A 13,264-nucleotide genomic window follows, 5' to 3' on the forward strand; every position below is an offset into this window, starting at 1 on the left:
AAAGCGAACTGATTTCACAGGACTCGTTCTCGGCGACTGTGATCCATAGCCTGACGATAGGTTCCGTAAGTCGACCGGCGGGGGTTCGGTCGCTGGATGTGATGGGGGTCTCGCTCGGGAGCGGCAGCTCACGATGCGGTCGATGCTGCGCGGGACTTTAAGGAGTAAGGAATGCAAGCAAGAACGAGGAAGTTCGCCCTTGGTGTCGCCGTCGTGGCGGCAACGATCAGCACGCTGGCGATCGCGCCCGCAGCGAATGCCGCACCAGCGCCGGCAGCAGCCATTCAAGCGGCCACTGCAGACGCAGCGCCGCCTGCAGTCGCCCTGGACCCGTCGACGTTCTCCGGTCCGCTGGTGATCGCTGTTCCGTCCGGCCACGAGGTCGTCGTCAACGTCAAGGCAGGGGACGCTCCGAAGGTCATCGCTGATGTCCAGGCCGCGGACCGGGCAGGCAAGACCCAAACCCTCGGAAAGGTCATGGCGCCGATGTCTGGCTGCGGGGAGACGGTGCGTTCGGTCGCCGGACCCGGGACCTGGTGGACGAGCGTTCAGGGGTGCGCGGTTGCCGGATACAACGGGTACAACCGCCAGTACCACTGGGAGAACGGTTCGGACGTCGAGCTGTGCACGAACGGCCGCGGCTACAACTCCAGTCACGCAGCAGCCTGGTACTCGACCGGCTGCTCTGGCGGGGATTACAGCGTTCCGTGGGGCAACGTGTTGGCCTACACCCAGATGCAGGGATTCTCACTGTCCGGCGTAACCGGGGCTGCATACCTTTGGCGCGCCTGACCCACATATGGTGAAAGGAGCCGGCTCGCCGGAGACCTGGCGAGCCGGCTCCCGAGTAGGAGGAGACCGAAACGATGAACTCATCCAAGCTTCGACCCAATGTCGTCCTCTGGTGGGGCGTCGGCCTGGCCGTTGTCGGCGCGCTGCTCGGGATCTTTGTCCCGAGCCTCAGCTACTACCTCGCCGACTCCAGCAACTCGGCCGGGGGAGTAAGTAATGGCCTGCTCTCATTCATGGAGATCCTCGTGCGCGTGCTCGGAGCCATCGTGCCCACACTCGGCATCGTCCTCATCGGCGCCTCGATCGTCATGGCCTACCTCCGACAGCTGCTGCGTCCCACGTTGGGGGCTATGGTGACCGCGCGACGGCAGTCGATGGAGACTGACTAGGTCTAGGCATTCCTGCCTCGGGTCTGCACCGGCTTTTGAAATGGTCCCCCGGGCGCCGACGAGAAGCCCACGCACGGCGAGGGTTTCTGTGCTCGCGGCGCGAACTCGGCGCGTCAACCACCGAGATGCCGGTCAGGGATGGGTTCTTCGACCGGCTGAATTGTTAGGACAGATTTCCCGAATCGTTGGAACAGCCCTCGAGCGGAGACGGAGGGATTTGAACCCTCGGTCCCCTTACGGGGACTCCACCTTAGCAGGGTGGTGCACTAGGCCTGACTATGCGACGTCTCCAGCGCGACCGCGAACGGACGCACGACAGCCATCATAACGGACGCCGCGGGGGTGCCCGGACACGGTTCTCTCAGGCGCCGACGGGGACGTGTTGCGTCACGGTGCCGAGGATCTCGCTGACGAGCAGGATCGACCAGACCGTCGCCAGGACCATCGTGACGACGTACGCCGCGATCGCCACCCAGAGGGGCGCCAGCCCGCGGCCGTCGGCGACCTTGCGCACGATGACGCTGCGGCCGATCGGGTAGACGATCCCGAGGAACGACCACGCCCAGTGGAAGGGTCGCTCCATTCCGCGTCGGACGAGCTCGCGGTAGTCCAGCCAGGAGAAGACGATCGTCGCTGCCGAGATCAGCCAGCTCACACCCATGACCACGAAATACAGCGGGCCGCCGAGAAGGGCGAACGGGTCCGTCAGCACCACACCGGAACCATCGGGCGCGGTACGGAACATCGCCTGCGGGTGCAACAGGAACAACAGCAGTCCGGTCACCACCGGTGCGACCGCGACAAGCCAGATCCACACCGTGTACACCGGGGTGCCCGGCGCGAGCGGGCGGCGCGGCGGGGGCCCGTACGGAGACGGCGCCGCGTACGGAGACGGCGCTGCCGGTGCGAGCTGGTCGCCCCAGCGGGAGCCGTCCCACCAGCGCAGCGCGCCGGACCCGTAGGGGTCCGGATACCAGCCGGCGGCGGGAGGGACCGGGTCGGTCATCGTCGGATCAGGAGTCGTGGCCGACGGCGGGCTCGCCGACGAACTGGTGCGACTCGCTGGCGAGCTCCGGCCAGTCCTCGGTGTCGGCGATGCGCACCCAGGAGCCCTTGGCCTCGCTGCGGCCGGCGGGGACGGCGGTGGCGACGTCGCGGCCGATCAGGTCGTCGGCGCGGCCGGTGGGGAGGTCGACCACGAGGTCCGTGCCGTCCAGGTAGGCGAACAGGCGGCCGTGCACGTGGAGTCCGGTGGCGGTGACCGACACGTCCAGGTCGGGGTCCTCCAGCAGCTGCGCCGCAAGCAGTTCGAACGACGGTACGGGGCTGTCGGTCATGCGATTCCTCTCCCTCTGTGCTCCGGGTGGGGCACGCTCGAAACACTACCCGGTCGCCACATGGTCAGCCGAGGAGCGCCTCGTGCGCGACCTCGAGCAGCCGGCCGGTCCGGAACTCCTCGTGAGCCGTCACCGTCAGGACGGCGCCGTGCGCGTCGTCGACGACGACGTACTGCCCGTACCGTCCATCGAATCGCCACAGGCCTGACGGGCCCTCCCAGGTCGCGATCCCGTAGTGGGCGGAGGTGCCGTCGCTGCCGGTGTCGCGCCAGTCCGCGTGCATCCCGTCGATCCAGGCGGCGCTCACGATCCGCGATCCGCGCCACTCGCCGCGGTCGCGCAGCACACGGCCGATGCGGGTCAGCTCCTCGGTGCGCAGCTGGAGGCCGCTGCCCGCGACGATCCAGCCCAGCGGGCACCTCATCCACTGCGGGTTGTCGATGCCCAGAGGCTCGAACAGCCGCGGGAGCAGCCAGTCGCGCACGTCCCCCACGGCAGCGCCGAGCATCCGCATGGCAACGTAGGTGCTCGCGTCCGAGTAGAGGAAGTGCTCCCCCGGGCCGCGGGTCGGGAGGCGGAGCATCTCCTGCGCCAGGTCGGCGCCCGGCACCGGCTGGTCGCCGAACCACTGGAAATCGATGCCGCTCGACATGGTCAGCAGGTGGCGGAGCGACACCGCTCCTACCCCGTCGCCGAGCTCCAGCCCGGGGAGCGCCTCCGCGACGGTCGTGTCGAGGGTCAGCACGCCTTCGTCGACCGCGATGCCCGCGGCCAGCGCGCTGACCCCCTTCGATACGGAGTACACGTTCACCCGGTCGTCGCTGCGCCAGCGGTGGTCCGCCTCGTCGTCACCCACCAGGGCGTGGGCGCCGTACGCGCCCAGCCCTTCCCGATCCACGGTGCGAACGAAGCGGTCCAGGAGCTGGTCGGCGGCAGTCATACCCTCATTCTGACGGCGCCATCGCCTCGAGAGCGATGTTCAGCTGCAGGACGTTGACGGTCGGCTCCCCCAGGTAGCCCAGGTCGCGCTGCTGGACGTGCTTCTCGACGAGGGCACGCACCCGGTCCGCGCTGATGCCTCGGGCCTTCGCCACCGCATCCACCTGGAGCAGCGCGTACACCGGCGAGATCTGCGGGTCCAATCCCGAGCCGGATGCGGTCAGCGCGTCGGGCGGGATCCGGCCGACGCTGACGCCGTCCACCTTCTCGATGACCTTCGCCCGCTCGTCGATCGACGTCAGGAGGTCCGGGTTGTTCGGTCCGAGGTTGCTGCCGCTGGACGCGCCGCCGTCGTACCCGTCGCCCGCCGCAGACGGCCGGGACTGGAACCACTGCGGCAGCGGGTTCCCCTTCTTGTCGGTGAAGGACTGACCGATCAGGCTCGAGCCGACCACCTTCCCCTGCGCGGTGACGGTCGAGCCGTTCGCCTGCGCGGGGAGGGTGAGCTGGCCGATCCCCGTGACCACCAGCGGGTAGGCGACGCCGAGGACGACGGTGAAGATGAGCAGTGCCCGGAGGGCGACCCAGTACTGGCGCCCGGTTCCCCGTGTCGAAGCATTCATGATGAGTTCCGTTCTGATTTCTAGAATCCGGGGATCAGGCTGACGACCAGGTCGATCAGCTTGATGCCGATGAAGGGGGCGATGATGCCGCCGAGGCCGTAGATCAGTAGGTTGCTGCGCAGCAGGGCCGAGGCCGAGGCGGCCCGGTAGCGGACACCGCGCAGTGCGAGCGGGATCAGGATCACGATGATGATCGCGTTGAAGATCACCGCGGACAGGATCGCGGACGACGACGAGTGCAACTGCATGATGTTGATCGCCTGCAGCCCGGGGAACACCCCGACGAACATCGCCGGGATGATCGCGAAGTACTTCGCCACGTCGTTCGCGATCGAGAACGTCGTGAGCGCGCCGCGGGTGATGAGCAGCTGCTTACCGATGCGGACGATGTCGATCAGCTTGGTGGGGTCGGAGTCGAGGTCGACCATGTTGCCCGCCTCCTTCGCCGCCGAGGTGCCCGTGTTCATCGCGACGCCGACATCCGCCTGCGCGAGCGCCGGGGCGTCGTTCGTGCCGTCGCCGGTCATGGCGACGAGGTTGCCGCCCTCCTGCTCCTTGCGGATGAGAGCGAGCTTGTCCTCGGGGGTCGCCTCGGCCAGGAAGTCGTCGACACCGGCTTCCGCGGCGATGGCGCGGGCGGTCACCGGGTTGTCGCCCGTGATCATCACGGTGCGGATGCCCATCCGGCGCATGTCCGCGAACCGCTCGGTGAGCCCCGCCTTGACGATGTCCTTCAGATAGATCACGCCGAGGATGGTGGCCTCGCCCGTCGCGGACTTCGTGGCGACCGCCAGCGGGGTGCCGCCGGCTTCGGAGATGTGCAGCACCTTCTCGTCGAGATCGCTGAGGATCGAGGAGGCGACGGGAGTGGACTCCTGCGCCCACGCGACGACCATCGACGCCGCCCCCTTGCGCACCTGCGACCCGTCGGCGAAGTCGACGCCGCTCATCCGGGTCTGCGCGGTGAACGGCACCACAACGCCGTCGAGGGTTCCGGCCTGAACGAATCCCTGCTGTTCGGCGAGCGCGACCACCGAGGAGCTCTCCGGGGTCGGGTCGCTCAGGGATGCCTGCGCAGCCGCCTTCACGAGCTCACGCTGGTCCACTCCCTCCACCGCCGTGAAATCCGCAGCCTGGCGGTTGCCGTACGTGATGGTGCCGGTCTTGTCGAGGAGGAGCGTCGTCACGTCGCCGGCCGCCTCCACCGCACGCCCCGACATCGCGAGGACGTTGTGCTGCACCAGGCGGTCCATCCCCGCGATGCCGATCGCCGACAGCAGCGCGCCGATCGTCGTCGGGATGAGACACACCAGCAGGGCGACCAGCACCGTGACGCTCGGTGCGGCATCCGCGAACCCGGCCGTGGGGCCGAGCACCAGGACGACGACGACGAACACGATCGTCAGCGCCGCGAGCAGGATGTTCAGGGCGATCTCGTTGGGCGTCTTCTGCCGTGCCGCGCCCTCCACCAGCTTGATCATCCGGTCGACGAAGGTCTCCCCCGGCTTGCTGGTGATCCGCACCACGATCCGGTCGGACAGCACCCGGGTGCCGCCCGTGACGGCGCTGCGGTCGCCGCCCGACTCGCGGACCACCGGAGCGGATTCGCCCGTGATGGCCGACTCGTCGACGGAGGCGATGCCCCAGACGATGTCGCCGTCGCCGGGGATGAGTTCCCCGGCCGTGACGACCACGACATCCCCCAGGCGCAGCTCGGCCGAGGGGACCTGGGCCACGGCTGCGGCGAGCGCCGCACCATCCGACTCGGGGTCGTAGTCGGCGACCCGGTTGGCGACGGTCGTGGTCCGCGTCTTGCGGAGGCTGGCGGCCTGGGCCTTGCCGCGGCCCTCGGCGACCGACTCCGCCAGGGTGGCGAAGAGCACGGTGAGCCACAGCCAGACGGCGATCGCCCAGGTGAAGGCGAGCGTGGTGACCGTGCCGCCGGAGGTCTGCCGGCCGAGGAACGGCTCGGCGATGGCCAGGACGGTGGTCAGCGCAGCGCCGACCTCGACGATGAACATGACCGGGTTGTGCCACATGTCGCGCGGGTCGAGCTTGCGGAACGCGCCGGGGAGCCCGGCCCAGAGCTGCCGGATGCCGAACGCGCCGGTCGGTGTTTTGGCGCCGGGCGCCTTTCCGCCGTGGGGCTGGTTCTGGCCGCGGTCCTCCGCGGTGTCGGTGAGAGTGGACATGATCAGTGAAGCCCTTCCGCCAGGGGACCCAGCGCGAGAACGGGGAAGTAGGTGAGTGCGGCGACGACGAGGACCACGCCGACGACGAAGGCGACGAACAGGGGTCGATGCGTCGGGAGGGTGCCGGTGGTGGCGGGCACCTTGTCCTGGGCCGCCAGCGAGCCGGCGAGCGCCAGGACGAACACGATCGGCAAGAATCGGCCGAGGAACATGGCCGTGCCGAGCGCGGCGTTCAGCCAGGGCGTGTTCGCGGTGAGTCCGGCGAAGGCCGACCCGTTGTTGTTCGCCGCGGAGGTGAACGCGTAGAGCACCTCGGAGAAACCGTGCTGCCCGGGGTTCCAGATCGAGACCTTCTCGACGTTGTCCTTGATCGCGGGGATGGCGAAGCTGAGCCCGGTGCCGAGCAGCACCAGTGTCGGCGTGATCAGGATGTACAGGCTGGCCAGCTTGATCTCCCGCGACCCGATCTTCTTCCCCAGGTACTCCGGGGTGCGACCGACCATCAGGCCGGCGAGGAAGACGGAGATGATCGCGATGATCAGGATGCCGTAGAGCCCCGCGCCGATGCCGCCGGGAGCGACCTCGCCGGTCATCATGTTCAGCATCGTCATCATCCCGCCGAGAGGCGTGAAGCTGTCGTGCATCGAGTTCACCGCGCCGGTGGAGGTCAGCGTGCTCGTCGTCGCGAAGAAGGTGGATCCGAGGATGCCGAACCGCTGCTCCTTCCCTTCGAGCGCACCGCCCGCGGCGTGGGTCGCCGTCCCGGCGCCCTGGAGCTCGAAGAGGGTGAGCGCGACGAGGGAGACGAGGAAGATCGCGGACATCGCACCGAGGATGGCGTAGCCCTGACGGTTGTCGCCGACCATCCGGCCGAAGGTGCGCGGCAGCGAGAAGGGGATCAACAGCATGAGGAAGATCTCGATCAGGTTGGTCCACGCCGTGGGGTTCTCGAAGGGATGCGCCGAGTTGACGTTGAAGAACCCTCCGCCGTTGTTCCCGAGCAGCTTGATGACCTCCTGCGACGCAACGGGTCCGCCGGGGATCGTCGCCGATCCGCCCGTCAGCGTGCTCACGCTGGTGAAGCCGTTGAAGTTCTGGATGACGCCGCCGACGATCAGGATGATCGCGAACACCACCGAGAGGGGCAGCAGGATGCGCAGCACGGCGCGGGTCGCATCCACCCAGAAGTTGCCGATGGTGCCGGACCGGTGGGCGGCGAACCCGCGGACCAGCGTGATGGCGACCGCGAGCCCGACGGCCGCGGAGAGGAAGTTCTGCACCGCCAGACCGGCGATCTGCACGGTGTACCCGACGGTCACCTCCGGCGAGTAGGACTGCCAGTTGGTGTTGGTCACGAACGAGATCGCGGTGTTGAACGACAACCCCTCGGGAACCGCGGGCAGCCCCAGCGAGTACGGGAGGACGGCCTGCGCACGCTGCAGTGCATAGACGAGCAGCACGCCGAGGATCGAGAACGCGAGGACGCTGCGCAGGTAGACCGGCCAGCTCTGACCCACGCGGGAGTCGACTCCGATGATCCGGTAGAACCCGCGCTCGATCTTCAGATCTGTGCGGGTGGTGAAGGTCGCGGCCATGTAGTCGCCCAGCGGGCGGTAAGCGAGGCCGAGCAGGAGGACGAGCGTGGCGAGGAAGGCCACGAACAGCCACAACGTATCCATCGAATCCGGCATCGCTAGAACTTCTCCGGCTTCAGCAGGGCGTACACGAGGTACGCGACCGAGGCCAGGGCCGCCGCGGCCGCCAGCAGGTCGAAGAAGATCACAGCTTCTCCACCCCTCGGCCGACCAGGGCGACGATCGCGCCCAGCGCGACGATGCCCACAACGCACATGAGGTCCAACACGGAATCACTCCATCCGGGTCAACCGCCGCGCCGATGTCCGGCGGGGCGGTGAGGACTGGCGGCACGCCAGAACCCCGGACCTATGTAAGTGCGGCGGGGAGCGCAGGACGGCGGTCCTAACGCGATCCATACGGCGCGCGCCGGAGTCCTAACGCTTTCCCTCCGGTGTCAGCGCCGTGTCACGTCACTGCATTCGAGAGCCGCCTGCCGATCACGACCGCCGAGCCGGAGTGCCGCGGGAGGCCAGGGCGTACGCGGGGATGGCGAGGCCTGCGACCACGATGTGCATGAGCGCGAGCGCCAGAACTGCTCCGGACGTGGTTCCCGGAACGAAGCGCAGGACTGCCAGCAGGACGTCCGGCACGAAGGACGCGACGACGACGATCGGGACGATGATCGTCAGTGCACGCCGCGGGTTGCGGGCGCGGCGACGGATCAGCACCCATCCCGCCCAGCCTGCGACGACTCCGAGCACGGTCATCGACGCGTAGGCGGGAACGGTCAGCGGGCCGTAGGCGGACGAGACACCCAACGCGTGGGCGACGGACGCGATGACGGCGTTCAGGCCGATCGCGATCAGTGTCGCTGCGATGAGGATGATCGCCGCGCGAACTTTGGATGCGGACGCCACCGGGGTGAGGGTCTGCGTAGTCATGAGTACCTCCATGCAGTTCGGTTTACGGTTCCGGGTGGTACCGTAATGGAGTTACGGTACCGTCAATTCCCGAAAGGTACAATGGCCTCCTATGCCCGACACGTCTGCGAACCCGGTGGGCCGGCCGCGCGATCTGGAGCTGGAGTCCCGCATCCTCTCGGCGACGCAGGATCTACTCATCGAGATCGGCTACGGCGGCACGACGATTGCAGCGGTCGCGGAGCGGGCGCACTGCGGAAAGTCGGCCATCTACCGCCGCTGGGAGACGAAGGCGGACCTCATCGTCGCCGCAGTCCGGGCGTCCCAGCCCCGATCGACGCCACCCGACACGGGCTCGCTGCGCGGCGATCTGCTCGCCGCAGCCTTGCACTTCGCCGGGTCCGACGAGCGCTCCGGCCGGGTGCTCGCCAGCCTGCTGAGTGCGATCGGCGGCGATCCGGCGCTGTACGAGGCGGCGTACCGGGAGGTCGGCCAGCCGCCCGTTCAGGCACTGGCCGCGGTCATCGAGCGGTGGATGGCGGAGGGCACGGTCCGAAGAGATGTTCCGGTCGGATTAATCGCGGGCATCGTGCCGACCGCGGCATTCGGAAGCGTCGTCCTCCGGAAGCAGTACCTGGATCGGGAGGCCGTCACCGAACTCGTGGACCACGTCCTCCTGCCGGCCCTGCTGCGCCCGTGAGCGACCCGGGCGTACGGGCGACGAGGCGCTAGCGGGCTTCGCCAGTCGTTGCGGCGATCATCGACACCGACACGCCACCGCCTCCGCCGCCGCCGGACGACCGCACCCTCCACACGCTGCCGCTGCCCACGACCCGGAGGCCTCCATCGCCGACGATCAACACGGTGCGCTCATCGACGCCGAGCGCACCGTCGGTAAGCCCGGACTCCACGGCGGCGACCAGTCTCGAGAGTGTGCCGCGCTGTGCCACGTGCGGGTCGACCGAGCCGTCGACGAGACCGATGCCCGGCTCCACCTCGAGTTCGATCCCCGGCTCGGACGGATCCTCCGGGCAGACGAGCACGCCGTGGATGCGGGAACCGCCGCCGAGCGCTCGCTCGGCGGCCACCATCGCGCCGGCCGAGACGCCGAGGTACGGCACGCCGGCTGCGACCTGGCGGCGGAGCTCGCCGAACAGGGGTTCGAGTCCCTCCCGCACGGCTTCAACGATGCCGCCGCCGACCAGGATGCCGTCGACCTCCGCGATCGCGCTCGGCGACAGCTCCTCGCCGCCGTACGAGCTCGTCACATGTACGTCGACCTCGCCGGCCGCCGCGAGCACGCGGTGCAGCACCTCGGCCCGCTCCGGACCGCCGGGATGGATGGAGACGATCGCGACCCGAGGCACCGCGCGTCCGGCAGCGTGGGCACGCGCGGCCGCTTCAGCGAGGAAGGGCGCGTACAGCGGCGCATCTGACGGTTCCAGTGCACCGCCGCCGACGAGGTGGACGCTCATCCCGCAACTGTACGGCGTCTCGCGCCGCGGGAGACCAGACGGAGCCCGGTCAATACCGGATGGCGTCGATCGGCCGCACCCGGACGGCGACGATGGAGGGCAAGAGCCCTGCGAGTGCGCCGACGCCGACGGAGATCAGCATCCCGAACGCCGCGGCGGAGAGGGGGAACGCCGGCACGTCCTGAAGGCCCTGGCGGTGCAGGAAGCCGGTGACGACCGGGTTCTCGAGTGCGAGGATCGCGACCATCACCCCGATGACTCCGGCCACGGCGGTCGCGACGACGCTCTCCATCATGACCCCGGCGAACACGCGACCCGCCGTCGCGCCGAAGCTGCGCCGGATCCCGATCTCCCTGATGCGCGCTCGGACGGTCACCATCGAGATGTTCAGGAGCCCCAGGGCGCCGAGCAGCAGGATGAGGCCCGCGCCGGCGCCGCCGACGATCTTCAGGAAGAGCAGCGGGTCCGGGCCGTCCACAGATTGATAGTCCTGTCGGTTCACGCTCACCGTTGCGCCATTGCCGACAGCGCGCGAGAGGTCGGCGGAAAGACGTTCCGACAGCGACTCAGCGGCCTCGGGCGGCACCCAGGCGAAGTACTGCGTCGAGCCCACGTCTCCCTCGGCCGTGCCAGGAGGCTGGAGCGCCCGGTAGGCGTCGTAGAGCATCCACAGCTGCGCCAGGTGCTCGTCCCCTCCCGCGGCCACCCCGACGACCACCGCGTCGACGGATGCCGGGCTGATCAGGTGCAGCATCGGGTGCGAGGCCACGTCGGGTGAGCCGAGCAGACGCCATAGGCCCTCGTTGATGACCACCGCGGGCACGAGCCGGTCGGCATCGCGTGCGGAGAACCAGCTCCCGGAGACCATCCGGGTGCGGAACATCACCGCGTAGTCCGGATCGACCAGCTGGCCGCTGAGGTTGGCGTCCGGCGACAGCCCGCGCACGACCGGCTGCGCATATCCCTGGCGCGTCGAGTAGCTCACCTGGTACCGGGCGAGCGCGTCGGTCACCAGGGGGGCGAACTCCTCATCCGTGGTGAGCGGTCGGCCGTCCTCGGAGTACGGCAAGCTGATGTTCATCATCGCCGGCCTCCCCTGACCGCGTTCGAGCCCCTCGACCACGCCCTGCTGAGCGACCGCCGAAATGGCCGCGATGGAGGTGAGCGCCATGATCGCCACCGCGACACCCACGATCGCCATCAGCACCCGCGCCCGGTAGACCCGGAACTCCGACCACGCCTCGACGAGGACGCTGTAGACCGACGTCAAGGCCCTCACCGGACGGCCTCGACCTCGTCGGGATGCAGGACGCCGCCGTCGAGCCGGTGGCGGCGGTCGGCCAGGGCTGCGATGTGCGGATCGTGCGTGATGGTCACGAGGGCGGCCCTGCTGTCGCGGGCCACGCCGTCGAGCAGCCCCATGACCGCCTGACCCGTCTCCACATCCAGAGCTCCCGTCGGCTCATCGGCGAGGATCACACGCGGCTCGCGGACGAGTGCCCGAGCGATCGCGACGCGCTGCTGCTCGCCGCCCGAGAGTCTGCTCGGCAGCCAGTCGGCCCGGTCGGCCAACCCGACCCTGTCGAGCATTTCGAGCGCCAGACGCCGGCGACGCCAGAACCGGTGCGGTTCGGCATACAGCAGAGGGGTCGCGACGTTCTCGGCCGCCGTGCGGCCGGGGAGCAGATTGAACTGCTGGAAGATGAACCCCACCTCCCGGCCCCTGCGCTTGTCCCGCTCCGCGGCCGACATCCGCTGCACCTGGACGTCATCGAACCGGATGCTGCCGCCCGTCGGCTCGTCGAGCAGCCCGAGGATGTTGAGCAGCGTCGACTTGCCGGACCCGCTCCGGCCGACGATCGACACGTGTTCGCCGGCGTCGACGACGAGGTCGACCCCGCGCAGGATGTGCAGAGGCTCGGCATCCGGGATCTCCACCACGCGGGTGACCCCGTCGAGCACCAGGATCGCCATCAGCCGCTGATACCGTTCGCCGCCGCCTGCTCGTCGACCTTGGACGGGACGAACTGCAGGATCTCGTCGCCCTTCTTCAGCCCGGAGACGATCTGCACCTGCTGACCGTCGAAGATCCCCAACTGCACCTTCACGGCCGTCGGAGCGCCTCCATCGGCGGCCGGCCGGTACACCGTCCCGGCCGCACCGGCTCCCTCGACGGCCGTCGCGGGAACAAGGAGTGCGTCGTCGGCCGAGCCGGCGCTGATGGTCAGCTTGGCCGCCAGGCCGGCGAAGACCGTCACATCGGCGGGCACCGCGCAACGCACGCTCGGGCCGCCGGTTGATCCCGACCCGGAGGGCGAGCCCGTGGATGCTGCCGGGGCCTGCGCCGATCCGTCGGACCCGGCGCTCGCGCCTGCCAGCGGTGCGGTGACGCTGAGGCCGGTGCACGTGAATGGCGCCGGCCCGCCCGCGATGGTCACCTTCGCCTCCGTCGGCTTGCTCAACAGACGGTACTGCTGAACGGCGGCGATCGACCCGGTCACGTTGAACGTCGGCGGAGCCACCTGGGCGAGCACATCGCCTACGGCGACCTGCTGACCGACGAGCACGTCGACCGCGGACACCGTCCCGGTCGCTCCCGCGGTGATCGTCACCGTGCCGTACCGCGGACTGCCGTCCGCCGCGGGCGTGGCGAGCTGCTGCTTGACGACCGCCACGGGGGTTCCGGCGTCGACCGCAGCGCCCTGCGCCACGGCGACCTTCGTCACCTCGCCCGCCGCGGTGGCCCGCACCGGGGCCGCCGCATCCGCGAACACGGTCGCGTCAAGAGTGAGGTCGTTGCGGATCGACCCGCTCGCGACCGTCGTCGTCGGCTCGGAAACGACTCCCGTCGGACTGATCCCGTCCGCGCCGGCGGTCGCACCGCTGAAGAACGCGAGCTTCACCAGCGCAGCGGCAATTGCCGCGAAGACGACGAGGCGAAGGACGGGGAACACCCAGCGGCGCATCACGCCAGGGGACGACACACTCATTCATTCAGTCTGGCCGAGGCGGCGAAGCGA

The 13,264-nt window shown here is 69.1% G+C and carries 15 protein-coding genes and 1 tRNA gene; 3 read left to right on the top strand and 13 right to left on the bottom strand.

The genetic code is table 11. From position 1 onward, the window contains the following. Window positions 1-171 precede the first annotated feature (171 nt). Both J2Y42_RS03255 and J2Y42_RS03260 read left to right on the top strand, forming a co-directional pair. On the top strand, window positions 172-792 hold the full coding sequence (locus J2Y42_RS03255; RefSeq protein ID WP_309855006.1) for a hypothetical protein: 621 nt from the start codon (window positions 172-174) through the stop codon (window positions 790-792). Between the two features lie 74 nt (window positions 793-866). Further along, window positions 867-1,181 carry a hypothetical protein gene (locus J2Y42_RS03260; RefSeq protein WP_309855008.1) on the top strand — a complete coding sequence of 105 codons (315 nt, stop codon included), beginning with the start codon at window positions 867-869 and terminating at the stop codon, window positions 1,179-1,181. 202 nt (window positions 1,182-1,383) lie between these two features. Here J2Y42_RS03260 and J2Y42_RS03265 read toward each other — a convergent pair. The 9 genes from J2Y42_RS03265 to J2Y42_RS03305 form a co-directional block, all read right to left on the bottom strand. Beyond that, window positions 1,384-1,472, bottom strand: a tRNA-Ser gene (locus J2Y42_RS03265). Between the two features lie 70 nt (window positions 1,473-1,542). Then, the gene (locus J2Y42_RS03270; protein WP_309855010.1) at window positions 1,543-2,187 is read right to left on the bottom strand and encodes a DUF2510 domain-containing protein; all 645 of its coding nucleotides are present in this window, start codon (window positions 2,185-2,187) and stop codon (window positions 1,543-1,545) included. 7 nt (window positions 2,188-2,194) lie between these two features. Next, entirely contained in the window at window positions 2,195-2,518 is a 324-nt protein-coding gene (locus tag J2Y42_RS03275; RefSeq protein WP_309855012.1) for a hypothetical protein, read from the bottom strand. A 64-nt stretch (window positions 2,519-2,582) separates the two neighbouring features. Then, window positions 2,583-3,458, bottom strand: coding sequence for a serine hydrolase (locus J2Y42_RS03280; protein WP_309855014.1), 876 nt, complete (start codon window positions 3,456-3,458; stop codon window positions 2,583-2,585). Window positions 3,459-3,462: 4 nt separating this feature from the next. Then, the gene (gene kdpC / locus J2Y42_RS03285; protein WP_309855016.1) at window positions 3,463-4,080 is read right to left on the bottom strand and encodes a K(+)-transporting ATPase subunit C; all 618 of its coding nucleotides are present in this window, start codon (window positions 4,078-4,080) and stop codon (window positions 3,463-3,465) included. Between the two features lie 20 nt (window positions 4,081-4,100). Then, window positions 4,101-6,272, bottom strand: a complete 2,172-nt coding sequence (gene kdpB / locus J2Y42_RS03290; protein WP_309855018.1) for a potassium-transporting ATPase subunit KdpB — start codon at window positions 6,270-6,272, stop codon at window positions 4,101-4,103. Window positions 6,273-6,274: 2 nt separating this feature from the next. After that, window positions 6,275-7,951, bottom strand: a complete 1,677-nt coding sequence (gene kdpA, locus J2Y42_RS03295; RefSeq protein ID WP_309858002.1) for a potassium-transporting ATPase subunit KdpA — start codon at window positions 7,949-7,951, stop codon at window positions 6,275-6,277. 14 nt (window positions 7,952-7,965) lie between these two features. Continuing rightward, window positions 7,966-8,055, bottom strand: coding sequence for a potassium-transporting ATPase subunit F (locus tag J2Y42_RS03300; RefSeq protein WP_309855020.1), 90 nt, complete (start codon window positions 8,053-8,055; stop codon window positions 7,966-7,968). A gap of 291 nt (window positions 8,056-8,346) precedes the next feature. Further along, window positions 8,347-8,790 (bottom strand): DUF6069 family protein, encoded by a 444-nt coding sequence (locus J2Y42_RS03305; RefSeq protein WP_309855022.1) that lies wholly within the window; start codon window positions 8,788-8,790, stop codon window positions 8,347-8,349. A gap of 91 nt (window positions 8,791-8,881) precedes the next feature. Between J2Y42_RS03305 and J2Y42_RS03310 the strand changes: the two genes are divergently transcribed. After that, on the top strand, window positions 8,882-9,469 hold the full coding sequence (locus J2Y42_RS03310; protein WP_309855024.1) for a TetR/AcrR family transcriptional regulator: 588 nt from the start codon (window positions 8,882-8,884) through the stop codon (window positions 9,467-9,469). Window positions 9,470-9,497: 28 nt separating this feature from the next. On the opposite strand, the gene J2Y42_RS03315 is transcribed toward J2Y42_RS03310, so the two are convergent. Genes J2Y42_RS03315 through J2Y42_RS03330 form a run of 4 tightly spaced genes read right to left on the bottom strand, consistent with a single transcriptional unit; the run spans window position 9,498 to window position 13,234 of the window. Continuing rightward, the gene (locus J2Y42_RS03315) at window positions 9,498-10,244 is read right to left on the bottom strand and encodes a Type 1 glutamine amidotransferase-like domain-containing protein (protein WP_309855027.1); all 747 of its coding nucleotides are present in this window, start codon (window positions 10,242-10,244) and stop codon (window positions 9,498-9,500) included. A gap of 49 nt (window positions 10,245-10,293) precedes the next feature. Then, window positions 10,294-11,514: an ABC transporter permease gene (locus J2Y42_RS03320; protein WP_309855029.1), complete on the bottom strand. Its 1,221-nt coding sequence runs from the start codon at window positions 11,512-11,514 to the stop codon at window positions 10,294-10,296. A 5-nt stretch (window positions 11,515-11,519) separates the two neighbouring features. Next, complete coding sequence (locus tag J2Y42_RS03325) at window positions 11,520-12,218, bottom strand: ABC transporter ATP-binding protein (RefSeq protein WP_309855031.1); 699 nt, start codon at window positions 12,216-12,218, stop codon at window positions 11,520-11,522. Then, entirely contained in the window at window positions 12,218-13,234 is a 1,017-nt protein-coding gene (locus J2Y42_RS03330) for a hypothetical protein (RefSeq protein WP_309855033.1), read from the bottom strand. Before J2Y42_RS03330 ends, J2Y42_RS03325 begins: the two co-directional genes overlap by 1 nt. Window positions 13,235-13,264: the final 30 nt, after the last annotated feature.

The sequence above is a fragment of the Leifsonia sp. 1010 genome (assembly GCF_031455295.1).
Lineage (GTDB): Bacteria > Actinomycetota > Actinomycetes > Actinomycetales > Microbacteriaceae > Leifsonia.